At 38.7% G+C, this 25,666-nt stretch carries 24 protein-coding genes; 16 read left to right on the top strand and 8 right to left on the bottom strand.

Annotated features, from left to right (window positions below; genetic code table 11):
- Positions 1 to 11 precede the first annotated feature (11 nt).
- A complete protein-coding gene (locus KIP84_RS04680) occupies positions 12 to 587 on the bottom strand; it encodes a nicotinate-nicotinamide nucleotide adenylyltransferase (RefSeq protein ID WP_213689407.1) in 576 nt (191 codons plus the stop codon).
- Positions 588 to 696: 109 nt separating this feature from the next.
- On the opposite strand from KIP84_RS04680, the gene KIP84_RS04675 reads away from it, so the two are divergent.
- Positions 697 to 1,497, top strand: coding sequence for an enoyl-CoA hydratase-related protein (locus KIP84_RS04675; protein ID WP_213689406.1), 801 nt, complete (start codon positions 697 to 699; stop codon positions 1,495 to 1,497).
- Here KIP84_RS04675 and KIP84_RS04670 read toward each other — a convergent pair.
- The 4 genes from KIP84_RS04670 to purL all read right to left on the bottom strand — a co-directional run bounded on the left by KIP84_RS04670 (position 1,494) and on the right by purL (position 7,322).
- A complete protein-coding gene (locus tag KIP84_RS04670) occupies positions 1,494 to 1,811 on the bottom strand; it encodes an NGG1p interacting factor NIF3 (RefSeq protein ID WP_213689405.1) in 318 nt (105 codons plus the stop codon). The genes KIP84_RS04675 and KIP84_RS04670 overlap by 4 nt on opposite strands.
- A 68-nt stretch (positions 1,812 to 1,879) precedes the next feature.
- The gene (locus KIP84_RS18920; RefSeq protein ID WP_002118600.1) at positions 1,880 to 2,005 is read right to left on the bottom strand and encodes a KGW motif small protein; all 126 of its coding nucleotides are present in this window, start codon (positions 2,003 to 2,005) and stop codon (positions 1,880 to 1,882) included.
- A 200-nt stretch (positions 2,006 to 2,205) separates the two neighbouring features.
- Complete coding sequence (locus tag KIP84_RS04665) at positions 2,206 to 3,411, bottom strand: multidrug effflux MFS transporter (RefSeq protein ID WP_213689404.1); 1,206 nt, start codon at positions 3,409 to 3,411, stop codon at positions 2,206 to 2,208.
- Between the two features lie 77 nt (positions 3,412 to 3,488).
- Positions 3,489 to 7,322, bottom strand: coding sequence for a phosphoribosylformylglycinamidine synthase (purL, locus tag KIP84_RS04660; protein WP_213689403.1), 3,834 nt, complete (start codon positions 7,320 to 7,322; stop codon positions 3,489 to 3,491).
- Positions 7,323 to 7,631: 309 nt separating this feature from the next.
- Here purL and KIP84_RS04655 point away from each other — a divergent pair, with 309 nt between their 5' ends.
- From KIP84_RS04655 to pal, 10 genes are all read left to right on the top strand, one after another.
- The gene (locus KIP84_RS04655) at positions 7,632 to 8,972 is read left to right on the top strand and encodes a deoxyguanosinetriphosphate triphosphohydrolase (RefSeq protein WP_005067780.1); all 1,341 of its coding nucleotides are present in this window, start codon (positions 7,632 to 7,634) and stop codon (positions 8,970 to 8,972) included.
- 93 nt (positions 8,973 to 9,065) lie between these two features.
- A complete protein-coding gene (gene ruvA, locus KIP84_RS04650) occupies positions 9,066 to 9,665 on the top strand; it encodes a Holliday junction branch migration protein RuvA (RefSeq protein WP_002118762.1) in 600 nt (199 codons plus the stop codon).
- A gap of 7 nt (positions 9,666 to 9,672) precedes the next feature.
- Positions 9,673 to 10,677 (top strand): Holliday junction branch migration DNA helicase RuvB, encoded by a 1,005-nt coding sequence (gene ruvB, locus KIP84_RS04645; protein WP_002052424.1) that lies wholly within the window; start codon positions 9,673 to 9,675, stop codon positions 10,675 to 10,677.
- A 204-nt stretch (positions 10,678 to 10,881) separates the two neighbouring features.
- A complete protein-coding gene (locus tag KIP84_RS04640) occupies positions 10,882 to 12,216 on the top strand; it encodes a M20 family metallopeptidase (protein ID WP_213689402.1) in 1,335 nt (444 codons plus the stop codon).
- A gap of 212 nt (positions 12,217 to 12,428) precedes the next feature.
- The gene (gene ybgC, locus KIP84_RS04635) at positions 12,429 to 12,836 is read left to right on the top strand and encodes a tol-pal system-associated acyl-CoA thioesterase (RefSeq protein WP_004699892.1); all 408 of its coding nucleotides are present in this window, start codon (positions 12,429 to 12,431) and stop codon (positions 12,834 to 12,836) included.
- Positions 12,837 to 12,860: 24 nt separating this feature from the next.
- The gene (gene tolQ / locus KIP84_RS04630) at positions 12,861 to 13,559 is read left to right on the top strand and encodes a protein TolQ (RefSeq protein WP_016140259.1); all 699 of its coding nucleotides are present in this window, start codon (positions 12,861 to 12,863) and stop codon (positions 13,557 to 13,559) included.
- Positions 13,559 to 14,011: a protein TolR gene (gene tolR, locus KIP84_RS04625; protein WP_005067772.1), complete on the top strand. Its 453-nt coding sequence runs from the start codon at positions 13,559 to 13,561 to the stop codon at positions 14,009 to 14,011. The genes tolQ and tolR overlap by 1 nt, the downstream gene beginning before the upstream one ends.
- Before the next feature lie 3 nt (positions 14,012 to 14,014).
- On the top strand, positions 14,015 to 15,415 hold the full coding sequence (tolA, locus tag KIP84_RS04620) for a cell envelope integrity protein TolA (protein WP_213689401.1): 1,401 nt from the start codon (positions 14,015 to 14,017) through the stop codon (positions 15,413 to 15,415).
- Positions 15,416 to 15,508: 93 nt separating this feature from the next.
- The gene (tolB, locus tag KIP84_RS04615) at positions 15,509 to 16,789 is read left to right on the top strand and encodes a Tol-Pal system beta propeller repeat protein TolB (protein ID WP_213689400.1); all 1,281 of its coding nucleotides are present in this window, start codon (positions 15,509 to 15,511) and stop codon (positions 16,787 to 16,789) included.
- 27 nt (positions 16,790 to 16,816) lie between these two features.
- Positions 16,817 to 17,377, top strand: coding sequence for a peptidoglycan-associated lipoprotein Pal (pal, locus tag KIP84_RS04610; RefSeq protein WP_002118513.1), 561 nt, complete (start codon positions 16,817 to 16,819; stop codon positions 17,375 to 17,377).
- Positions 17,378 to 17,427: 50 nt separating this feature from the next.
- On the opposite strand, the gene KIP84_RS04605 is transcribed toward pal, so the two are convergent.
- Positions 17,428 to 17,613 carry an NF038105 family protein gene (locus KIP84_RS04605; RefSeq protein WP_002118730.1) on the bottom strand — a complete coding sequence of 62 codons (186 nt, stop codon included), beginning with the start codon at positions 17,611 to 17,613 and terminating at the stop codon, positions 17,428 to 17,430.
- Positions 17,614 to 17,798: 185 nt separating this feature from the next.
- On the opposite strand from KIP84_RS04605, the gene KIP84_RS04600 reads away from it, so the two are divergent.
- The 5 genes from KIP84_RS04600 to KIP84_RS04580 all read left to right on the top strand — a co-directional run bounded on the left by KIP84_RS04600 (position 17,799) and on the right by KIP84_RS04580 (position 21,069).
- Positions 17,799 to 18,770, top strand: a complete 972-nt coding sequence (locus KIP84_RS04600) for a class 1 fructose-bisphosphatase (protein WP_002118934.1) — start codon at positions 17,799 to 17,801, stop codon at positions 18,768 to 18,770.
- A gap of 59 nt (positions 18,771 to 18,829) precedes the next feature.
- Entirely contained in the window at positions 18,830 to 19,606 is a 777-nt protein-coding gene (locus KIP84_RS04595) for an RNA methyltransferase (RefSeq protein WP_002118372.1), read from the top strand.
- A gap of 159 nt (positions 19,607 to 19,765) precedes the next feature.
- Positions 19,766 to 20,380 carry an RNA polymerase sigma factor gene (locus tag KIP84_RS04590; RefSeq protein ID WP_086265467.1) on the top strand — a complete coding sequence of 205 codons (615 nt, stop codon included), beginning with the start codon at positions 19,766 to 19,768 and terminating at the stop codon, positions 20,378 to 20,380.
- Positions 20,370 to 20,690: a hypothetical protein gene (locus KIP84_RS04585; RefSeq protein ID WP_002118556.1), complete on the top strand. Its 321-nt coding sequence runs from the start codon at positions 20,370 to 20,372 to the stop codon at positions 20,688 to 20,690. Before KIP84_RS04590 ends, KIP84_RS04585 begins: the two co-directional genes overlap by 11 nt.
- Positions 20,680 to 21,069 (top strand): DUF3106 domain-containing protein, encoded by a 390-nt coding sequence (locus KIP84_RS04580; RefSeq protein WP_002118619.1) that lies wholly within the window; start codon positions 20,680 to 20,682, stop codon positions 21,067 to 21,069. The genes KIP84_RS04585 and KIP84_RS04580 overlap by 11 nt, the downstream gene beginning before the upstream one ends.
- Before the next feature lie 102 nt (positions 21,070 to 21,171).
- Here the strand turns inward: KIP84_RS04580 and KIP84_RS04575 are convergent, their stop codons facing one another.
- On the bottom strand, positions 21,172 to 23,613 hold the full coding sequence (locus KIP84_RS04575; RefSeq protein WP_213689399.1) for a CSLREA domain-containing protein: 2,442 nt from the start codon (positions 23,611 to 23,613) through the stop codon (positions 21,172 to 21,174).
- A 15-nt stretch (positions 23,614 to 23,628) separates the two neighbouring features.
- Entirely contained in the window at positions 23,629 to 25,482 is a 1,854-nt protein-coding gene (gene rbtA / locus KIP84_RS04570) for a rhombotarget A (protein WP_060464862.1), read from the bottom strand.
- Positions 25,483 to 25,666: the final 184 nt, after the last annotated feature.

Below are 25,666 nucleotides of genomic sequence, written 5' to 3'. Positions count from 1 at the left end.
TCGATATACATTTATTCAAAATCATCGAGATTAGAACGATTATCTTCTTCAAAACGTTGTTGCAGTTGTTGATAAGTACGTGTTTTTTTAAATTCATCCAAAAATTGAATAGTTCCTACAGGGAAAAATTCGGTTTGGATTTCACCACGATAATAAGCTTCACGCATTGGCGTTGCCGAGATAGAGTCTTTTAAACTATCAAGTTCAACCATGATCCACTCTGGAAATAGTCGTAAATAATATGAAGACTCATCCTTAAAGTGTCCAATCAAACCTACTTTTGAGTTCGGTTCAATTACCCCATTCACTAAAGATTTGACTTGTTTTACCCATTTTTCGTCATTATAAACATCTACTACATGTACAAAACGAATGCGTTTTTGCTCTTCCAACGAGAAATTTGACAAGATCATTTGCTCGCGCTCTACTGCTAAGAACGGATTTTTAATATTACGTTCCATTTGAGCAGAACCTAATGCCAAAACGACATAGTGGCTTTGTTGTAAGGCAATTTCGATCGTTTGCATATGAGCCAAATGAAAAGGTTGAAAACGCCCTATAAAAACGAGATAGTCAAATTTATACATAATTAGATTTTCACTTTTTATGAACTCACCAGTTAACCGCATTACAAAAAATATGCGCCATAATGAGAACCTAAAAATTAACAACGTGGTTTAAAGCAAGGATAGTACGATGACACTTAGCTGTATTCAACAACCTCATCAACATTTACACGCAAATTTAGAAGGTGGCGTACTCACCTTAGCCATAAATCGCCCAGAAGCAAAAAATGCACTGTATGGCGAGCTTTACTTATGGATTGCCAAAGCACTTGATGAAGCTGACCAAGACAAAGATGTACGAGTAATCGTTCTACGTGGTGTAGAGCAAGATTTTACCGCTGGTAATGACATGAAAGATTTTATGGGTTTTGTACAAAATCCTAATCTAGGCCCAGCAGGTCAAGTTCCTCCGTTTGTACTCCTTAAATCTGCTGCTAGATTATCGAAGCCGCTTATTATTGCAGTAAAAGGTGTGGCTATTGGTATTGGTGTTACGATTTTATTACATGCAGATTTAGTTTTTGCTGACAATACCGCCCTTTTCCAAATTCCATTTGTAAGTCTTGGCCTTTCTCCAGAAGGCGGTGCAAGCCAACTATTGGTTAAACAAGCGGGTTATCACAAAGCAGCTGAACTTCTATTTACTGCGAAAAAATTTAATGCAGAAACCGCAGTACAAGCAAACTTAGTGAATGAAGTTGTTGAAGATGCTTATGCATCTGCTCAGGCAACCGCTCAACATTTAGCAGCTTTACCACTTGCCTCTTTAAAACAAACCAAAGCATTGATGAAACATGATTTAGATCAAATTATTGAATGTATTGACCATGAAGCTGAAATCTTTATGCAACGCGTTCAATCTCCAGAAATGCTAGAAGCTGTACAAGCGTTTATGCAGAAACGTAAACCAGATTTCTCGCAGTTTAATTAAAAATCAATTTCTATGATTTGAATAAACTCAAAGGCAGGCTCTTCATAAGGATGGCTTGCCTTTAATGCTTTTGCTACAGCCTTTGCATTTTCTTCAATTACAATTGTTTCAACGCGCCACTCATCAACTTGTTCAAGTTCACCCAGCTCTCCGATATAAGGATCTGCACCTTTGACTGGTTTAAATTGCCCTATTCCTTTCACTTGCCATGCGCAGTGTTCGTAATTACCGATACCCCCCGCACCAACAGAAAAAATAGCTTGTTTAGTCGACTCAAGATGTGAATCAGGCACGTAATAAATCAGCTTTAACATAAGTAGAATGACTCAAAACTAGTAAACTTGCTTTAAATCATACCGTTAAAAAAGCTTCTAAATCAAAGTCAGCTCATCATTACCAAATAATTTGCTCCAATAAAGAGAATTTGAATGGCAAGCGCCAAGCCAAACAAGCGCCAGCCCTTATCTTTGGTATACATTGTTCTTATGTGATACTTATTTTTCATCATTTTGATCTCCGATTTTTATCGTTGTTACAGAGAAAGCAAAAATTGATCCAATTTTGAACTAAGCATAAAGTGTTAAATAGCCGAATGTCTATAGGCTTATAATTTTTCTAAAATGCTTAAAAGAGCTACACTCATTTTTATGTAGCTCTTATTCTGAACAAAATTTTAAATTTCAGTGTGCTAGCTGCGTCTTTATAATTTTAAGCATTCGATTTCTTTAAATATTTGTTCTCATATATTGTCATCATAAATGCTAAACCACATAAAATGACGAAGCCGCCAGTCATTGGTATCAATGTACCGTCATATAATTGCCCAATAATAGATGCAAGAATAAGTGACAAAACAGAGGACGCTGCACCAATAATGGCCGATGCCATACCAGCAACATGTCCCATCGGTTCCATTGCAATTGCATTTAAATTTCCAAATAAAGTTCCAAATAATAAAAATAAAATGCAGGCATAAAGCATAAACATCCAGAATGAAACAGCCACACCTAAAAGTTGAATTCCTAAGAAAACTAAAGAAATTAAGCACAAACCTAGAAAGCCATAAATACAGATTGGACGCATACCAAACTTCATAACAATTTTAGAATTTGTAAATGAAGCAATTCCCATCACACCTGCGAGCACAGCAAAATAAGCACTAAACTCTTGCCCTGTTTTACCAAACTGCTGCATAAAAATTTGCTGAGAAGTACCCAAATAACCAATGAATCCACCAAAACAGAAACCTGCACATAGCAAATAGCTCATGGTGGTTTTGTTACTTACGACTTCTTTAAAGCCTTCCTGAAATGCTTGTAGGCGCATAGGTAAACGATTTTCGGGAAGTAACGTCTCTTCCAAACGTAAAGCAACCCATGCCCCCACAATTGTGGCATAGGCCATATATAAAACAAAGATCTCACGCCAACCAAAGAAATGGATAATGAGCTGTCCCAAACTTGGTGCAATTGCTGGGGCAACCATAAACACCATCATAATTAAAGACATGATGCGGGCCATTTGAGCCCCACTGTATTTATCCCTAACAATTGAAATAGAAGCCACGTAAGGACCTGATACACCAACCCCTTGAATAAAACGTCCAACTAAAAACCATTCAAAACTTTGTGTGGTAAAGCACAACAAACTTCCAAGAAAGTAAATAACAATTCCTGTGAATAAAATACGTTTACGGCCAATCGCATCGGATAGAGGGCCAGCAATCAATTGACCAATCGTCATCCCAGAAAAAATACCAATAATGACCCACTGTGTCTGATTATTATTTTTTAAGTCAAAAACTCGTCCGATTTCGCCCAAAGCAGGTAGGACTGCATCTATTGAAAAAGAAACAATAGACATGAGCAATGCCATCAGAAGTGCAAATTCATGGAAATGGATTTTTGATTTCATTTTTCTTCTCTGCTATTTATTAATATCGTACTACATACAAATAAGCCACCTTACGGTGGCTTATTTCAACTTTTATATTAACCAATAAACTTACGTGCGTTACGGAACATACGTAACCATGCACCATCTTCAGTCCATTCTTCTGGACTCCAAGAGTGTTGAATTGCACGGAAAGTACGCTCTGGGTGTGGCATCATGATCGTTGCACGACCATCTTTAGACGTTACACCAGTAATCGCTTCAGGTGAACCATTCGGGTTCAATGGATAATGTTGAGTCGGGTTACCATGGCTGTCAACATAACGCAAAGCAACTTGGTTAGCTGCATTCAAGCCTGCAATATCAGCTTCACTCGCAACTGCACGACCTTCACCGTGTGCTACAGCAATCGGTAAAATCGAACCTTCCATTCCATTAAGCAATACAGAAACAGATTTTTCAACACGAACGTTTACACTACGAGCTTCAAAGACTTCTGACATATTGCGGTGGAAACGTGGCCAGTGTTCAGCACCAGGAATAAGTGGCGCTAATTGTGACAACATTTGGCAACCATTACAGATACCTAAGCTGAACGTATCTTCACGATGGAAGAATTGTTCAAACTGATCACGTAATTTCGCATTGAACAATACAGATTTTGCCCAGCCACCACCAGCACCCATTACGTCACCGTAAGAGAAACCACCACAAGTCACTAAACCTTCAAAATCACTTAGGCTAACGCGACCAGCAAGTAAATCACTCATGTGTACGTCAACGGTATTGAAACCAACCTTATCAAAGGCTGCCGCCATCTCAATATGACCGTTTACACCTTGCTCACGCAAGATCGCCATATTAGGACGACGTGTGTTAATGAACGGTGCTTCAATAGGTTCATTCAAGTCAAATGTTGGTTTAGCAATTAAGCCTTGATGTGATTTATCTGCAATTAAAGCAAATTCTTGGTCAGCAGTTTCAACGTTATCACGTAAACGTTGGATCTGATGAGATACCTCAGACCAAGCTTGTTGCAATTCTGCACGCTCTAAAGTCAAACCATTTACAGATAATTGATCTGTGTTGTTTACATGACCAACTACAGCAATTGCATCTTTTAAGCTAGATGCAGCAACTTCTGCTTGTAAAGCGTCCCAATCAGTTGCCTTAATTTGAAGAACTGCACCAATTTCTTCAGCAAATAAACTTGCTGGAGTTTGGTCTTCTAATGCAACACCTAAACGTGCAGCGAACATCATTTCAGCAACAGTTGCGAGTAAACCACCATCACCGATGTCATGGTAAGCTTGAATCAAGCCACGGTTGTTCCAATCTTGAATTAAAGCAAAGAACGCTTTGAAATCATCAAAACTATCAACGTCTGGAGTGATTGAACCGATTGCTTTATATACTTGCGCAAGAATCGAACCACCTAAACGGAACTGGCCTTTAGATAAATCAATACGTACAAGTACTGAATCTTCTAAATTCTTAAGTTCAGGTGTTAAAGTTTTACGAACATCTGTTACTGGAGCAAATGCTGTAATTACACCTGTCATTGGAGATGTTACAGCTTTATCTTCACCGTTTTCGTTCCAAGTTGTACGCATTGAAAGCGAGTCTTTACCTACAGGAATCGCAATTCCTAAAGCTGGACACATTTCCATACCAATCGCTTTCACGCCTTCAAACAATGCTTGGTCTTCACCTTTTTGGCCAGCAGCAGCCATCCAGTTTGCAGAAAGTTTGATATCGCTAATTTGTTCAATGTTTGCACATGCAATATTAGTAATTGCTTCAGCAACTGCCAAACGAGCAGATGCTGCTGGATTTAACAATGCAACTGGTGGACGTTCACCCATCGCCATTGCTTCACCAGTGAAGCCTTGTAAGCTTGTCGTCGTTACTGCTGCATCTGCAACAGGAATCTGCCAACGACCAACCATTTGATCACGTGCAACCATACCTGTAATTGAGCGGTCACCAATAGTAATCAAGAATGATTTAGAAGCAACTGTAGGATTTTTCAATACACGGAAAATCGCATCTTTCAAATCAACTTTTGAAGCGTCAAACTCGTTACCTTTACGCTCAATTGTTTCATAAGAACGTTGCATACGCGGTGTACCACCAAGCATTACTTGCATTGGGATATCAACTGCATTGTTCTGGAACAATGGATCTTCAACAGTTAAATGACGAGCTTCAGTTGCTTCACCTAACACGGCAAATGGACAACGTTCACGAGCACAGATTGATTCGAACTGTTCTAATGATTCTGGACGAATTGCAAGAACATAACGCTCTTGTGCTTCATTTGACCAGATTTCCATTGGGCTCATGCCCGGTTCTAATGAAGGAATCTTACGAAGGTTAAGAACTGCACCTAACTCATGGTCATTCACAAGTTCAGGCATAGCATTTGATAGACCACCCGCACCAACGTCATGTACAGAAACGATTGGGTTGAAGTCTTCTAAGCGCCAGCATGTATCGATTACTTCTTGGCAACGGCGTTCCATTTCTGGATTTTCACGTTGTACAGAAGCGAAATCAAGGCTTTCACCCATTGTACCACTGTCTACAGAAGATGCTGCACCGCCGCCAAGACCGATTAACATTGCAGGGCCACCCAATACAATGAGCAAGTCACCTGGTTGAATCGCATCTTTTTCTACATGGTCAGGACGAATGTTACCGTAACCACCAGCGATCATGATTGGCTTATGGAAGCCCTTCACTTCACCATTTACATTTTGTTCGAAAGTACGGAAATAACCATTTAATGCAGGGCGACCGAATTCGTTGTTAAATGCCGCGCCACCTAATGGACCTTCAATCATGATTTGTAATGGCGATGCCATACGTGAAGGTTTACCGTAGTTTTCTTCCCACGGTTGTTCAAAACCAGGAATATTTAAGTTAGAAACTGTAAAGCCCGTTAAACCAGCTTTTGGTTTACCACCACGACCAGTTGCACCTTCATCACGGATTTCACCGCCTGAACCAGTTGCAGCACCAGCAAATGGAGAAATTGCTGTTGGGTGGTTATGAGTTTCAACCTTCATTAAAATATGAGCTGCTTGGCTCTTATATTTATAAACAAAGTGACCATTTTCATCCGCTTTTGGATAAAAACGCATCGTGTCATAACCCACAATTACAGAAGCATTATCTTTGTATGCAGATAAAACGTCAGTTGGTGATTCTTTGTAAGTGTTTTTAATCATCTGGAACAATGATAATGGTTGTTTTTCACCATCAATTGTCCATTCAGAACCGAAGATTTTATGACGACAGTGTTCAGAGTTCGCCTGTGCAAACATCATCAATTCGATATCATTTGGATTACGACCAAGCTTACCGAATGCTTCTGTTAAATAATCAATTTCTTGTTCAGAAAGCGCAAAACCGAATTCATTGTTCGCTTTAACCAAAGCTTCTTTGCCTTGGCCCAAGATATCAATTGAATTTAATGGTTTTGGAGCTGTTTCTGAGAATAATGCTTTTGCATCATCAATTTGAGCAAAAACTGTTTCTGTCATACGGTCATGAAGTACTTGTTTAACTTCATTTGTAATTTCAGTAACGCCTTTTAACGTGAATAAAAGACCACGTTCTAAACGGTGTACTGGTGTATTACAGTTTTTGAAAATATCAGTTGCTTTAGAAGACCAAGGTGAAATAGTACCCACACGTGGTGTAACTAAAATCTGAATCTCATCACTTGCAGATTGACGAAGTTCAAAAGACTCACCGTCATTCAATAATTGCAAAGCAGATTGATGTTGCTGCTCGTTGAGCGCTTGATCAAACAAATAGACCCATTGGCTGTCAAAAGATTGAACAGAACTAATTGACGATAAACGTGTTAATAGTTGAGCTTTCTTAAAAGAAGAATGTGCTGCTGCACCGGCCACGATAAACATGTTGATTTTGGCTCCACGGGCAGGTCTTGTGAACCTTACCGCAATGTGACTTTAGAGAGAGCGCATATTCTACTGCTTCTTGCTAAAATCAGCTAGATGTAGAATCAGTATTCTGTAACCTAATTCTGCAAGAAGTGATTTGTTTTTTGTTCAAAATCATTTTTTTAGTCATTCTTGCTAAAAATAAATTGTTGCATGTTTATTCAATAACATAATAAAACCCGAACTAAGACAAACTATGTCGCACCAAGCTAGTGCTTTTAAGTTTTTTTTGGCATGATCAGCTTTTATAGTTTTGAATAATGATAAATGGAACAAATGCGTTGGTTAGAGCTGCTTTCCGCAGTTCGTTTAGGTAGCAAAAAAAGTAGTACAGAACTGGCTCGTAGCCCATTCCATAAAGATTATGACCGCATTATATTTTCTCAAAGTTTTCGTCAGTTAAACCGTAAGACGCAAGTTCACCCTTTAGCACAGCATGATGGCATTCATACCCGCTTAACACACTCCCTTGAAGTTTCCTGCATTGGTCGCTCAATGGGTATGCTTGCCGCAGAAAAAATAAAAGATGAATTACCCGTTTGGATTTCACCTGCCGATGTCGGAGCAATTATTCAAGCAGCTTGTCTGGCCCACGATATAGGTAATCCTCCTTTCGGGCATGCGGGTGAATACGCAATTCGCGAATGGTTCGATGATGCCTCGCATGATGATTTTTTGAAAAAACTAAGCCCCGAAGAAGAAGCTGATGTTCGTCAGTTTGAAGGTAATGCTCAAGGATTACGTTTATTAAGTCGCATTGACTATCATCCAAATGATGGCGGTATGCGCTTAACTTATGCAACTTTAGGTGCTTATCTAAAATATCCATGGCTTTCAAAAACAATTGCTTCGCAGGGTGACCGCCCTTCCCATCAAAGAGCAAAATTTGGTTGTTATCAGTCTGAAAAAGAAATTTTAAAACAGATTGCTGAACAGCTCGGGCTGATTCAACTCGGTGAATATCATTATTGCCGTCATCCACTCACTTACCTGCTAGAAGCTGCTGATGACATTTGCTATGCCCTCATTGATTTAGAAGATGGCATTGTCTTAAATATGCTGAGTTACCAAGAAGTTGAACCAATATTCCTAAATCTTATTGCCGACTATGGTCAACCTGAAGAGTTGTCTCATCCAAACAGTACATGGCAACAAAAGATCTCAGCATTACGTGGTCGAGTCATGAAACGTCTTGTTGATGAAGTCACTACGGCTTTTGCTAAAAATCACTATGAAATCATTACAGGTCAGCTTAAAGGCAATCTTTTGCAATATTGTTCGCCAGATATTGCAATTGGTATCGAAACTGCCAAAAATCTGGCACGTGATAAAATTTTTGAGCACCCACAAAAGTCGGGTTTAGAAATTATTGCACATCAGAGTTTACAAACGATTTTGGATGCATTTGTACCACTCACAACGCCGCATAAATCTTTAAGCTTTAAAGAACAACGTTTAATGTCTATCCTTAACCTATACGGTGCTAACTTTAGCAATAATCACTACAGCAATATCATGCAAGTCCTCGATATTATCAGTAAGTTCTCAGATCATCAGGCTTATAGCTTGGCGCAAGAGTTACAAGGCAATAAAATAGGTTTGTTTTAAGCTGGCTTGATATAGAAAGAAATAAAACCAGTGTCGTTTTCAATTCATTTTAGAACGACCAGATTTACAGTTATGAATAAGTGAAATTACGCTATGATCGGATGTTTAATTGGCGAAGTGTTTGCCTTAGAAGCCCCTACTGTCTTATTGAATGTAAACGGTGTGGGTTATGAAATTGATACGCCACTTTCAACATTTTGCCAATTACAAAAGGGCCAGAAAGTTACGCTATGGACGCATTTGGTTGTTCGTGAAGATGCACAGCAGCTCTACGGTTTTAGCGATGCTCAAGAAAAAACAATTTTCCGTACCTTATTAAAAGTAAACGGTGTTGGTCCGAAAATGGCATTGGGTATTTTATCGACACTAAGCGTTGAGTTATTGGTTCACACCATTGAACATGATGATATAAATACGCTAGTCAAAGTTCCAGGGGTTGGCAAAAAAACAGCTGAACGTTTAATGATTGAACTCCGTGACCGTTTCAAAACATTGGCTCAAGGCACTTCAACTGTGGCGACCATGCCTCAAATTCAATTTGCTGCAAACTCTCCTGTTGCAGAAGCAGAAGCTGCGTTGCAATCTTTAGGTTATAAGCCACTTGAAGCACAAAAAGCTGTTGCTGCGGTTAAAGCCGATTACACAGAATCAGCCGATATTATTCGTGCTGCTCTTAAATCCATGATGAAGTAAAACACTTATGCAAGACCGTCTAATCAGTGGAACAGAAAAACCAGAAGATCATTTTGACCGGGCTATTCGACCAACTTCTCTTGCCGACTATATTGGGCAACCAGTCGTACGCGAGCAAATGGAAATTTTTATTGGTGCTGCTCGTGGCCGTGGTGAAGCACTCGACCATACACTGATTTTTGGTCCGCCGGGTTTAGGTAAAACCACACTTGCCAACATTATTGCGCGTGAAATGGGCGGAAATCTTAAATCTACTTCAGGGCCAGTTTTGGAGCGTGCGGGCGACTTAGCTGCAATGCTGACTAACCTTGAAGAAGGCGACGTCTTGTTCATTGATGAAATTCACCGCCTTTCACCAGTGATTGAAGAAATTCTGTATCCAGCTATGGAAGATTACCAACTCGATATCATGATTGGTGAAGGCCCTGCTGCTCGTTCAATTAAACTCGATTTACCCCCTTTTACACTCGTCGCTGCGACCACACGTGCGGGCTTACTGACCTCACCACTACGTGACCGCTTCGGTATTGTGCAACGTCTTGAGTTTTACTCTGTAGAAGACTTGACTCATATTGTGTCTCGCTCTGCAAACTTAATGGATGTACCTATTACAGTTGAAGGCGCAGAAGAAGTAGCACGCCGATCACGCGGAACACCTCGTATCGCTAACCGTTTATTACGACGTGTTCGTGACTATGCCCAAGTGAAAGGCACAGGCGAAGTGACCCATGAAATGGCACAGCGTGCGCTTGATATGCTCAATGTTGATAAAGCTGGCCTAGATACCCTAGACCGACGTTATTTGAGCATGCTACTCGAGCGTTTTGACGGCGGTCCTGCTGGAGTTGAGGCGCTTGCAGCAGCGATGGCTGAAGACAGCGGTACACTTGAAGATGTGATTGAACCTTATTTAATTCAACAAGGTTATGTCATGCGTACTGCACGAGGTCGCATCGCAACTAACCAATCTTATTTACAGTTTGGAATGACACCGCCCGAGCCTAAAAACTAATCAAAGGAAGAGAATTTTCTCTTCCTTTTTTAATTTAATCTCTCTATCCAATTAAAATAATAATTGTCTTATCAATAAATTAGCCACTCTATACCTTTTAAGTCTTTCTTTATACCTTATTGATTTTTTAATATTTTTAAAAACTGAATTATAAGAAATCTAGATAGCAAATCTTATGAACAATAATATTTTTAGGATAAGGATATGTACAAAAAAGCCGCTTTGATTTTTCCACTCGCTTTAATGAGCCAGCTGAGCCTAGCAGATTGGGTAAAAGATGCTGCACAACAAAATGAAAATCAGGTAATTCAATTAAGACAACATATTCATGAGCATCCTGAACTTGGCAATATGGAATTTAAAACATCTGCACTAGTTCAAAAAGAATTAAAGTCCTATGGCATTCAAGTCAAAACAGGTTATGCGAAAACAGGTGTTATTGGCATTTTAAAAGGGAATAAACCCGGCCCTATTATTGCACTTAGAGCCGATATGGATGCACTACCTATGGAAGAAAAAAGTGGTGTTCCCTTTGCGAGTAAACAGAAAGCAATTTATCAAGGTAAAGAAACTTATGTGATGCATGCCTGTGGACATGATGCACACACAGCAATGTTATTAGGTGCAGCAAAAATTCTGGCTGCGAATAAAGATAAAATATCGGGTACGGTTGTCTTTGTTTTTCAACCCGCTGAAGAAGGTGGAGCAGATATAGACAACTTTACGCAGGGTGATCAAATAGGTTCAAGAAAAATGATCACAGATGGCGCATTTAAGGATTATAAACCCGAAGCTATTTTTGGAATACATGTCATATCTGGTATGCAAAGTGGACACCTTTATTATAAAGATGGCGCTATTTTAAATAGTGCAGACCATTTACGTATTCAGGTCAACGGCAAGCAGGTTCATGGCTCAACCCCTTGGTTAGGTAGAGATCCGATTTATGCATCGGCACAAATGATTAATAATTTACAGAGCCTTATTAGTCGAAGAACTGATCTCACCCAAGGCATGGGCGTTGTCAGCATCGGTAACATTCAAGGTGGTACGGCAGGAAATGTGATTCCTGAACAGGTCAATATGATCGGTACTATTCGTTCTAATAACGAACAGATACGGGCAAATATCTTAAAAAGTTTACCAACTCTGATAGAGCATAACGCTCAAGCCAATGACGTGACCGCCAAAGTTGAAATTGCTCCTTACGCTCCAGTAACCATGAATGATAAAGCGCTCACTCAGTTTATTCAGCCAACCCTAGCCAAAGTTGTTGGCGATTCAAAACTTCATGTTTTAGATCATAATGCAAGCGCAAGTGAAGATTTTGCCTATTATGGCAAGTTAATGCCGTCATTCTTTGTTTTCTTGGGTGCAACACCAGAAAATCAGGACTTAACTCAGGCGGCACCAAATCATAGCCCTTATTTTATTGTAGATAACAAGGCTTTAAAAACTGGGACCGAGCTACATGTAAGATTCGTATTAGATTATCCGAATATATCAAAACAAGTTCAAACTTCATGGAAGCCCTCTTAACTTTAAAAGCTTGCTAGCCATAAGATATAGCGTTTTTAGATTAGAAATACAGCAACCGCAATTGAAAGGTTGTGCCATAGGACTTAGTATGCAATCTGCTAAACTGCCCCGTATTTAAAAGCAGATGTATGGCTGTTGAATAGAGCTGATGTTTTATTCAAAGCCATATTTTAAATATAAAGCTCTATAGTGAACTAAAACGGAATACTCTCATGGCGAATCATTTTGAATTCAACATTCGTGTTTATATTGAAGATACGGACGCAGGTGGTATTGTTTACCATGCCAACCATATTCGCTATATGGAACGTACCCGTACTGAATGGCTCCGTGCTTCTGGCGTTGATCATTACTGGCATCAAAAAGACTACAACTTTGTCGTACACAAAATTGACGTAAAATACATGCGTCCTATTTTAATGGATGATTTAATTACTGTTACAGCACGTGTAGTTTCATGTAAAGCTGCGTCATTTGTGTTGCAACAAAATATTTATCGTGGTGAAATCTTGCTTGCTTCTGGCGAGGTTGAGTTGGCATGTTTAAGTAAAGAACTTGTAGCTCGTCGTCTTCCAGAAGAAATACGTGATCTTATTCGTAAAGAATTGGAACAAGACTAAAAAAACAACCGGCATATGTAACCTATGGCAACAAACATTGAATCAACCCTGCATATTTCTGACCTTATTTTACAAGCAAGTCCAGTCGTTCAGTTGGTCATGCTAATTTTATTGTTAGCATCGATCTTTAGTTGGTATCTGATTGCCAAGTTACATATGAGTTATAAAAAAGCACATCAAGACGATGAACATTTCCAAAAAATGTTCTGGTCTGGTGCCGAACTCAATACGCTTTATAACAATGCTCAACTCAACTCAAAGCGCTCTGGGCTTGAAGATATTTTTTATCAAGGGTTGAGCGAATTTTTTAAACTTAAAAAGCGTCAGGCTCCTGTTTCACAAACAATTGAAGGCACTGAACGTATTTTGCGTGTAGGTTTGAGTCGTGATCAGAGCCATTTAGAATACGGCTTAGGTACTTTAGCAAGTATCGGTTCTGTAGCACCGTACATCGGTCTATTCGGTACTGTTTGGGGTATTATGAATGCCTTTATCGGTTTAGCTGCGGTTGATCAGGTAACTCTAGCAACTGTTGCACCGGGTATTGCCGAAGCACTTATTGCAACTGCAATTGGTTTGTTTGCCGCAATTCCTGCTGTATTAGCTTTTAACCATTTCACTGCTAAAAGTGAAAGTGTTTATTCTGATCGCGCTTTATTTGCTGAAGAGATGATTGCTTTATTGCAACGTCAATCTGTGGGTTCATCACAGGAAGATGCATAATGGCAATTCAGCGTTCAGGGCGCTTTGAGCGCATAAAAAAACCATTAAAAAGTGATATGAACGTCGTACCTTATATTGACGTTATGCTCGTGCTTTTGGTTATTTTTATGGTAACTGCCCCTATGATTACCAGTGGTATCAAGGTCGATTTACCTCAAGCAAATAACCATCCAATCGAATCAAAAGATATGCCAGCCATGGTAACAATTGGCAAAGATGGCAATATTTATCTTCAGTATGAAGATTACAAAGATAATGAACCATTATCTCGTGAAAAGCTTGAAGAAGTTTTAAGCGATGCTCAAAAACAAGCTGAACAAGAAAACAAACAACTCACAGTTTTAGTCAATGGTGATAAGTCTCGCCCTTATGGAGAAGTCGTATCATTGATGGCGAGTTTACAAGAAGCAGGTTTAACTCAAGTTGGCCTTCTGACAGAGCCTTTAAAATAAGCTATGAACAAAAATCAAAAGCCGCCCTTTAAACAAAATGCGATTGCATTGAGCTTTACACTCGGTGTTCATGCAATTGCCATTGTTGGCTTGCTTTTTTTAGGCTTGAGTAAACCACCTGAACAGCCAAAAAAGCTAACAACTATTTTAGTTAAGCCAGAAGATTTGCCTCCTCCTTTAGCAAAAGAAGTTGAACAAGAGACTACAGCTACCAATGAAGCAAAAGAGGTATTAGCCCCTATTGTGGATGAAACGCTTCCTCAAAATCTTCCGACTATGCCTCCTCCTCCAACAGCTCAACAACTTGCTGCTCAACAGCAAAAGACCGAACAGGCACAACAAGCTAAGTTAGCTGAGCAAAAACGTAAAGCTGAAGAAGCTGCAAAAATGAAACAAGCAGCGGAACAACAACGTAAAGAGGAAATACAAAAACAGCAGGCTGAAGCTAAAGCAAAATCAGAAGCCGAACAAAAGCGTAAGGCTGAACAAACGGCAAAAGCTCAAGCAGATGCCAAAGCTAAACAAGAGCAAAGTGAAGCTCGTAAAGCTGCTGAAGACGCTAAACGTAAAGCTGAGGCTGATGCAAAATTAAAACGTGAAGCTCAAAAGGCCGAAAACGCTAAGCTTCAAGCACAACAAGAAGCTAAGCGAAAAGCTGAGGCCGATGCTAAAGCCAAGCAGCAAAAAGCTGCCGATGACGCTAAACGCAAAGCTGAAGCTGCTGCTAAAGCCAAACAGCAAAAAGCTGCAGATGATGCTAAACGTAAAGCTGAAGCCGATGCTAAAGCCAAGCAGCAAAAAGCTGCAGACGACGCTAAACGCAAAGCTGAAGCCGATGCTAAAGCTAAGCAACAAAAAGCTGCTGACGATGCTAAACGTAAAGCTGATGCCGATGCAAAAGCCAAGCAGCAAAAAGCTGCCGATGATGCTAAACGTAAAGCGGAAGCCGATGCAAAAGCTAAACAGCAAAAAGCTGATGATGCTAAACGCAAAGCTGAGGCTGATGCTAAAGCCAAGCAAAAAGCTGCTGAAGATACTAAGCGTAAAGCTGAAGCAGAAGCCGAAGCAAAAGCTGCATCTGCTCAAAAGGCACAAGAAGAGGCAGCTCAAAAGAAAGCTGAAGCTAAAAAAGTTGCTTCTTCAGCTAGACGCGATTTTGAACAAAAAATTCGACGCTCTTGGGATGTTCCAACTGGTAGTAGCGGTAAAACAGTTGGTGTTCGTTTTACTCTCTCCGATTCGGGAAGCGTTAACTCTATTGTGATCACGCGTTCAAGTGGTGATGATGCCTTAGACGCAAGTATTAAAGCTGCAATTCAAGCCGCAGCGCCATATCCTATGCCATCAGATCCAGATGCAAGACGTGAAGCAAGAAGTGTTAGCTCTACATTTAGAGCGCAATAATTTTGAAAGAGTTACATGCTTTAAATAGTTTAAGGCATGTAACTATGCTACAAAATCAACAGTCACAAAAATATCTGCTATGACTTTAAACTTATGAATACGAGCCGCAAACACCTGCTATCTTTAGCACTGATCACAGCCTTAAGCCCTATTGCTTCTACAACTGCTTTTGCCCAGTTATATCTGGAAATTGCTAAAGCTCCAGATCAGGCACCCAAAATTGCTATTGTCCCGTTTACCAATGACAATGGGCTCTATCCTATTGTTGAAACAGACTTAAACCGTTCTGGGCGCTTTACAAGCTCATCTAAAAACTTGCCTGCCAATGCTGCTATCAATCAGATTCAAGCTTCTGACTGGCAAACTGCTGGTATTCCATATGTAGTTACTGGACAAATTAAACAAACAGCGACAGGTTTTGAAGTTCACTACCAACTTTATGATGTACAAAAGCAACAATACCTTTTAAATGAACTTTTAAATGTACCTGCTTCACGCATACGTCAAGCTGGCCATATGGTAAGTGATGCTATTTATCAAGCGCTTACTGGTATTCCAGGTGACTTTAGTGGTCGTATTGCTTATGTATTAAGAAACCCTGCAACACCTGCCGAGCGTTATACTCTACAAATTGCAGATACGGATGGTGAACAACCAAAGACCGTTTTATCATCCCGTGATCCAATTCTTTCTCCGGCATGGACACCGGATGCTAAAAAAATTGCTTATGTTTCTTTTGAAACTAAACGTCCAGCAATTTATTTACAGGATTTATCAACTGGAACACGTGAAGTTCTTACCAGTTTCCGAGGTCTAAACGGCGCACCAAGTTTCTCACCAGATGGCCAATCAATGCTATTTACAGCATCGATGAATGGTAATCCTGAAATCTACCAAATGGATTTATCAACTCGCCAAGTCAAACGCATGACAAATGATTCGGCAATTGATACCGAAGCACGTTATACACCAGATGGAAAATCCTTTATTTTCACTTCTGACCGTGGTGGCTCTGCCCAAATTTATCGTTATACCTTTGCTGATGGCTCAGTAAAGCGTTTAACATTTAAAGGGTCATTTAATGCACGTGGAACTCTGAGTGCAGATGGCAAAAAGATTGCACTTGTTCATCGCCCAAGTGGCAGCAGTTATAAAGTTGCAATTCAAGACATTAATACTGGCATCACCAATATTCTTACCCCAACTAGTTTAGATGAATCACCAAGTTTCTCACCAAATGGGCAAATGGTGGTCTACGCAACTCGTGAAGGCAACCGTGGCTTGTTGTCTATTATGTCTACTGATGGACGTTTCCGTATGAATTTACCAAGCGAACAAGGTGAAGTACGTGAACCAGCCTGGGCACCAAAATAACTTTTAATTCCATTGACGGAGATGATCATGAAATCAATTAAATATTTAGCTCTACCCTTTCTTAGCGTAGCACTCGTAATGACAGGCTGTGCTAGCCGTAAACCTGCAGCGACGACCACGACTGGTACAAATCCAAGCACGGTAAACACTTCTGGTTTAAGTGAAGATGCTGCATTAAATGCTCAAAATTTGGCAGGTGCTTCATCTAAAGGTGTAACTGAAGCAAATAAAGCGGCTTTGGCTAAACGCGTTGTTCACTTTGATTATGACAGCAGCGATTTATCTACTGAAGACTACCAAACACTTCAAGCTCATGCTCAGTTCCTTATCGCAAATGCAAATTCAAAAGTTGCATTAACAGGCCATACAGATGAACGTGGTACACGTGAATACAACATGGCTTTAGGTGAGCGCCGTGCTAAAGCTGTACAAAGCTATTTAATTACCAATGGTGTAAACCCGCAGCAACTTGAAGCTGTAAGTTATGGTAAAGAAGCTCCTGTTAATGCGGGACATGATGAATCAGCGTGGAAAGAAAATCGCCGCGTTGAGATTAATTACGAAGCAGTCCCTCCTTTATTAAAATAAGGGATATGCATAAAAAAACGCTCATCATAATATGAGCGTTTTTTTGTTACTTAAGAAGATTTCTTTTCTTCTTCAGGATGTTGCATGGACTCAATCAAATCATGCTTATTAAAATCTTTATATTCAGGTTTTGCCTCATAATCTTTCCAAGCTTCCTGAACATTTTCTTTCGAAATTTCATCTAGATTGATTGGTTCACCTGCTGTGGGGGTCGCATCAAACTTCTTTGTTGTCATTTCGATTCTCCTAAAAATATACAATCCTTTGTAATGCAATCAACATACCATTTTAATTGGGGCTTGTAAGCATAAATCCAACACAAATAAAGTAAGATAATTTTTATTTTGTGACATTCTCATCTAGAATATGCCACGTATTTATCTGACTCATTTTGATGCTTGAAGCACAGGAGCGTTTTTTTATGTCCAACCTCACTTTGTCCCAATTTTTACAACAACAAAAAGGGAATCTAACACCTGAGTTGGCTCAAGTCATCGATACTATTGCCACGACCTGTAAAACAATCGACCAAGCATTACAAAAAGGTGCTCTGGCTGGTATTTTAGGTAGTGCTGGCAATGAAAATGTTCAGGGTGAAACACAGAAAAAACTTGATGTGATTTCAAATGACTACTTAATTGATGCTTTAAAAGTACACCCGCACGTAGGCGGTCTCGCTTCTGAAGAGCTTGATGAGTTCACACCTGCACAAGAAAATGGTAAATACCTCGTTTTATTTGATCCATTAGATGGCTCAAGCAATATCGATATTAATATGTGTGTAGGTACGATTTTCTCTATTTTGCCTGCAAAAAATGCAGTAACACAAGCAAACGATTTCATGCAAGCTGGTACACAGCAAGTTGCTGCTGGTTATGTACTTTATGGCCCATCAACTATGATGGCTTTAACTGTAGGAAATGGCGTAGCATTCTTTACTTTAGATCCAGAAACTCAAACCTTCTTACTGACGAATGAGAATGTACAAGTTCCAGCAGACACTCAAGAATTCGCTATTAATGCATCTAACCAGCGTCATTGGGAACAACCAGTAAAACAATATATTGATGAATTACTCGCAGGCAAGACATCTGTTCGTGAAAAAGATTTCAATATGCGCTGGGTAGCATGTATGGTGGGTGATATTCACCGTATTTTATGTCGTAGTGGTATTTTCCTTTACCCATACGACTTAAAAGATCCGAAAAAAGCAGGTCGTTTACGTTTAATGTATGAAGCGAACCCAATGAGTATGCTCATTGAACAAGCAGGTGGTGCATCAACTACTGGCCGTGTACGCATTCTAGAGATTGAACCTACAGAACTTCACCAACGTGTACCTGTAATCATTGGTTCTAAAAATGAAGTTGAACGCGTAACAAGCTACCACTAATAATTTTAATTACTTAGGGCATCATAGTATGATGGTGCCCTTTTGTTGGATATTTTCTTATGGCGGTTATTTTTTTAGAATCAAAAGACAATGCAAAAATTAAACATTTGCGTGGATTAATCGAACTCAGTAACGCCCGAAAAAAGCACCAACAAACCGTTCTTGAAGGCACACATCTTTGTTTGGCTTGGTTACAACAGCAAAAGAAGATTTTTTCTTTATTTACGACAGAACAAGCATTAGAACATGAAGATTTAAAGAAAATAACAGAGCTACATCAAGGCCATATCTTTGTTATTAGTGAAGTTTTATATAGAGATTTAAGCACATTAGGTACAAGCTTACCTTGTTTAGCGATTATTGATCTACCTAAAACTGCATCAACTATCGACTACAATGTAGACACCTTAATTCTAGAAAATATTCAAGATCCGGGTAATGTAGGTACTTTGCTACGTTCAGCAGCAGCAGCAAATATTAAACAAATCATTTGCACACAAGGCTCTGCATCACTTTGGTCACCACGAGTTTTAAGAGCAGGTATGGGCGCTCATTTTAGCTTACATTGTTTTGAAAACTTCCAGCTGACAGATATCCTTCCAAAATTTCAAATCCCGGTTTTTGTTACTAGCTCTCATCGCTCAACGAGTCTTTACTCAAAAGACCTTTCTAAACCGTGTGTGTGGATTTTAGGAAATGAAGGACAAGGTGCTAGTGATTATGCATTAGATCACGCACAATCAGTGACTATTCCTCAACCAGGTGGACAAGAGTCATTAAACGTGGCAATTGCAGGATCTATTTGTTTTTTTGAGATGGTTCGCCAACGCCAATAAAACGTTAATTTATTTTACATCGCACATATTTGTGAAAAAAATCAATTACACTAGTAAAAAATAACCGATTGTTGTCAACCTCCCACCTCTTTTCAACGTTATATAAGAGATATATTGAAGATAAGGTGGGTATGTCCAATGACAGGATTTTCCATCTCCATGGATTTAGCACCGAAAAAGTCTCGATCGGAAACATCTAGTGCTCATGCCAGCACGGCTGAGCAACGCCTGAAAGTTTTCATGCAAGATGTTACTGGTCGTGCTTTGGTGATGATGGAGAGTGCTACCCAAGGTCAACAAGGTATTGCGATGGATTTGGTACAAGAAGCATTTATTGCTTTACACAAATCTTACGCCGATAAAAGTACTGAAGAATGGTATCCCCTGTTTTACACTATTTTGAATAACAAACTTCAGGATTGGCGCCGCAAAGAATCTCGTAGAGCAAATCCATTTTCATTCTTCAAAAAAGTTAGTCTGGATAATGACGACGACGAAGTTATCGATGTAGTTGATGAAAAAGCCATTAATCCTGCAGATTTTCTCGATCAAGCGGTAACCATAGAGGAAATTCGGGAAGCGATTGAAAAACTACCTGTTCGTCAACAACAGGCATTTATGTTACGTGCGTGGGAAGGGTTTGACACCCATACAACAGCTCAGATCATGAACTGTACCGAAGGTAGTGTGAAAACCCATTATCACCGAGCAATTCAGGGACTTAGAGAATACTTGGCACATTTAAATCCCTTGGGAGGTTCTGATGAATCATGATGATTTCACTAAAAAGGTGACATCCAAACTTGATAGTTTGGCAGATCACCATAAAAATAAAACAGTGGTCATGAATCATGTGCTTGACCATATTCAACAAAAACCAGCCTCTTATTATAGTGTCTGGAAAATGACTGGTTTCGCACTTGCCGCAGCAATTACAGGTTTTGTGATTCTGCCTAACTCAGTCGAGATTGTGGATAAGCCACAAAATCAAGTGATCGTAAATCCTAAATTATCTCCACAAATGGTGGAAGATTTAGAGATGTTAATGGTGTTGGGTGAGGATAAAGTACAACATGGCAGCTAAAAAATTAGCGCTTATCCTGTGTTCATTAAGTTTCTTGCAGACAAGTTTTGCAGGTTTTGAACGCTTTTGGATTTTTTCTAAAGATGCCAATGCACAAGTCGATGACACATGGGATGCTCTTTCTGAAGAAGAGCAACGTGCAGTCATTAAACGTTACCAGAGTTTAAAAGAGCTACCAGCGAATCAAAGCACCAACTTACAGCAACGTATGGACTGGTTTACTCAACTTCCTGAAGCTGAAAAACAAAAAATGCGTGAAGCATGGCAAAAAATGAGTACGCAAGAGCGAAAAGACTTACGTGAGCGGATGCTTAAAGCGAATGGTGAAGAAAGAACAGCAATTCGTGAAGAATACATGAACAAGTATTTAGAACACTAAGTTCTTATTTGGCTATCAAAGATAAGGCATCTAATCACTTAATTATTTTGATTTTATTTCTTATAAAAAGCCTCCAATTGGAGGCTTTTTTATTCTTTAAGTTTATTCACGGTAGCGTCTATAAACTGCTAAACTCAGTAAAGATGCTAAAGACAAAATTCCGAAGCTACCACCACCTCCGCTACGTGTATCATCTATAGTAGTAGCAGTACTTACCAAATTAATAGTACCCTCATTTGATTTTTCACCATCAGCATCATATACGTAGTAAGTTAATCTATCGTTAAAAGTATTAAAAACATTTTTTGCTTGGATATAAACGTTACCACCATAGCATGTATTCTTACTATCATTTCCAGGGCATGGACCTTCACGATCTGCTTTCACTACTGTGAAAATACCATCTTCTGATACTTTGCTTGGTAAATAAATAGGTAAGTCTGCAAATTGAGGTTTAGTAGGCTTTGTAATAAGTGTATTAGTAGGCCCATCTCCATCATCATTCGCATATTTAAGTAAATTTAAAGGAATTATTTCATTCGCCAAATACTTAAATGTTATTGTGCCGTTCCCTGAAACAGGGGCTATATTAATGAGTGAAGCTTTAATTATACCTGTTGCAGTAATACTTCTATTTGCTTTTAGAGTGAGTGTATATTGACAAAACTCGAAATCATCTCCGGAAGGAGCATCATCTGTACGATATAAAAGAATTTGCTGAAGAGATGAATTCCACTCACATTTTAAGCTTTTAATATTATCTTCTTTCGCTGTCTCAGGTGTTTGGCCCTTACCGATAACTTTAACATCAATATCATAATCATCAGGTTTAAAAGGAACAAATACATGATTACTATTTTCATAAGGGATGATATTAATCTCTCTAGGATTACCATTTTTAAACGTAGAATAATAGTTTTTAAGATTTATATAAATTCCTCTGTACTTTAAATTAGCTTTAGTCTGATTAACTAAGTTTTCAAAATTTGCTAAATTCATCTTTAAAGCAGGTTCTTGAAGTGAAAAAGCAGGGTTAGCTAAATTTGCTTTTGTTTGGTCCACACCAGATTGATAAGTATTTAATAAATCAGTAAGTGAACTATTAATATAACCCGTGTCAACTGCTGTAGTTTTTACTGCTAATCTAGCTTGCTCAACAGAACCAATATCACATTTATTATCAGAATTAAGAACCGTTTGTTCACCAGTACTTGTACTAGTAAGTCTTTCTAATCCTCTTTGATCTAATGAAAGACAGCCTCCTTCATTTTTTAAATCTACGTCGACTAAATCATCAGATTGCTGATTATTTTTTGGATAATAAATAGGTAAGAAATCTGTAGTTTCATCACCAGGTTCTTTGGACGGCTCTAATAACTGGCTTAATATTTTTGAGGACACATCTATATTAGTATGACTAGCTGGTAAAGTTTCAGTTGGCATATCACATTTTTCATTACTACCACTTAACTTTAACGCATTAAATTTTAATAAAATTCTAGCATCTTTTTGATCAGTAGCAGAACCTAATAAATAGCGACATGCAAAAGAACCTGAATTAAAAGCCAGTACATTAAAACTTAAATCTTTTTTTCCTAACTTGTCATATAAAAAAATGGTATGAGCAGAGTTCTCAACAATTGTATTATTTATTAATGACAGGCTACTTGTCGAACTGAGGTTTGTTGTTTGATTTTGAGTTGGAACTGCATCGCCAGAAAATTTAAGAACGGTACCATTAGTAGGGCTAGCAATATTTTGAGTAACTGTGTTATTACCAAATTTGATTGTTGGTGTACCACAAAACTCAAAGGTACTTAAAGAAGCAGTAGATCCATTTTTAATGATAGTATTTGAGTCAAATGAAATAGTACGTATTGCATATGAACCATTAAACATACAGCTCATTGCAACCACACTTCCTCTACTAGCGTTTGTTCCATTACCTTGAATCAATGAGTGAAATATTGATAAGCCAGCAACTCCCCCCCCTAAATAAATTGCACCTCCCTGAGCTGCTTGTGAGTTTAAAATCTGTGTATTTTGTAAAGTTACATCTGCACCAGCGTAAATTGCGCCTCCCACATCTGAAGCTTTACCATTCTCTAAAATAATATTATTTAATGCCAAAGGCTGTTTACTAACAGCTGTATTAAAAATACGAGATTTTCCTCCAGCATTTATACGAGTTTGTATAGCTGTGGGTGCTGGATAACTACCACTTAATAAACCTTTCTTGCTCCAATCAACCGGCTCAGGCCCTTGAATAGTCAGATTATTTTTAGGTACCAACTCTTCATCTAAATTATAAGTCCCCTTTTCAAGCTGAATCACATATTTCGTATTAATTGCAGGTAAGATACAACCATGATATGAAGTACTTCTTTCAGCGGCAATAATAGCTTCTTTTAATGAACACAAATTATTATCTAGGTCTTCATCTACAAATGTATTAACTTTAATAATGGTATCGTTTTCTGCTGCCATTAAAGGAATCGCAGCAATAATAGTAATTATGCCTAATGCTTTTTGATATTTTTTCATAGTCGTCATCCTTGATTATGACTTGAAACGGCGTAATGCAATTAATCCTAATAAACCCAACAAAATCCCACCTCCCACACTACCTCCACCACCTGCACTGACAGATTTATCTTCAATACCTGATAAAGGAGCTTGGGAAATTGTCGTTGGAATAGAGATATATTGAAAATCTACGCCTTCATTAAAACGAGTTACACTCGTCACAACCTGAATACTAAAAATATCTGACCCATGCCAATTTCCATTGGGCGTGTAAATCACATTACCATTCTGATCCAGAGTTAAAGTACCTTTTGAAACTGGGGTATCTTTATTTTGCACAATTTTCAAGCACCCGGGTTGCCACTCTTTTCCATCTGGACGCTCACCAAACAAACGCTTACACGTAGCTGGAGTCACTAAATCGGCTTCACTGAGAGAACCCAAAATACTGAATTTTGCAACTTGACCATATCTAATATCCTGACCAACAGGTGCAATTTCACTATCTAAGATGTATTCAATTGCACCTAGATCACACAGCTCATCATAACCAGTACGTCTTTTTCCTCTTTGATCTAATCTTTCACAACTTGCTAAACCAATTGAGGAAGCATCACTGTATAAGCGGCCTTTATTAATAATCAGGGAATCTGCTAAAGTGGTGTAGCTCTCAAGCAATCGAGGCTTAAAAAAACCTAAGAAACTATCTTTAGGCGTGCTAAACGGACAAAACAATCCGTCTTTTGATGTCACATCACATACTCCCTCATCAGTATTACCTGCTATTAATCTTTCATTACTAGGGTAAAGAATATTAGGAAGTTTTGATGAGGCATTTCGATTACATTCTGCTGTCACCAAATTACTTTGTATAATTGTTTTATCAGTTGCACTAGCTTGACAATTGACTACATTACCAACTAAAACACTATTTGAAATAGAAGCATTACCTTGCGGAGCATCAAGAAATAGGCCTTTGTCATTTTTTATCATGGTGATGTTATTAACAAACATTCCATCGTAAATATTGGCAATAAAACCGACTTTATTGTGAAAAAACGTACTATTACTTAATCCAATAGCTCGACGACTTAAATATTGCCCAGTACTTTCGTCATTAAATTTATTTGCACTGAAGAAAAGTGATCCGCTTGCTAAACTAACTTCATTATCACGTATTACTGATTGAGTAATAAAATACAAAGGCTGTTCACTATAAATCACCCCGCCCTGATTTGCTTTATTATTTTGAATAAGGCTATTTATAATACGAACTGATCCAGCAGTTTGATCTGTTTGAGTCAATAATCCCTGATTATAAATAGCTCCGCCTTCATTAGCATATCCATCAGTTAATCGAGAGTTTTGAATAATTAAGCTTTCGTGATTTAGAATTAAACCGCCGATAGTAACATTTGATTTCGCCCCAGCACCCTGTAAGTTAAGATCATTGAAATAAACGGAAAATGATGGCTTTTCTGTACTGCCATCATCTATGTGAAATAGCCTGTCGGTGCTTGCTATTTTAATAGTAGCATTATGAGAGCCTGGTTGATCAGTGTCTTCAAAAGGGGAATCATTTTCAGTTATTGAGATAGTAAGAGGCGCTGCAATCGTTATACTTGTATTTAATAAATATTCTTTATCACGCTGCAAAATAATATTTGAAGAAGCGTCTTTATTACCACAACCATTGTAACCATTTGCATATTTTTCAACATCAGCAGCATTGGAAGAGGCTCGATAATTTAGAAATTTTACAGCCTCGCGTAATGAACAGGCAGTGTTATCGACGTCTTCATCAGTTGTAGTTGTGACTTGAATATCGGCAGAATAAGCGTGTCCAGCAGCAGCCAATAAAGCAAAAGCAATGCTCCGTTTGAGCATACCCATCTCCTTACATCTTTTTTCATTTTTCTTTGTCAATATTGCAAAATTTCCGCTTTTGCAATCGCATCCTTTGTGCGTACTTTGTCACAGGAAGTAGAATTTCTCAAGACATTTTGGTCGGTCTGTAGAGTCATTTTTGAGCTAGGTTACAAAAAGCCTCGTAGATCTAAAAAAGTTTTTT

It is taken from the genome of Acinetobacter sp. BHS4, from assembly GCF_018454425.1.
GTDB lineage: Bacteria > Pseudomonadota > Gammaproteobacteria > Pseudomonadales > Moraxellaceae > Acinetobacter > Acinetobacter pittii.
Note: the sequence above shows the minus strand (reverse complement) of the source record. Positions and strands in the feature narration are given on the sequence as shown.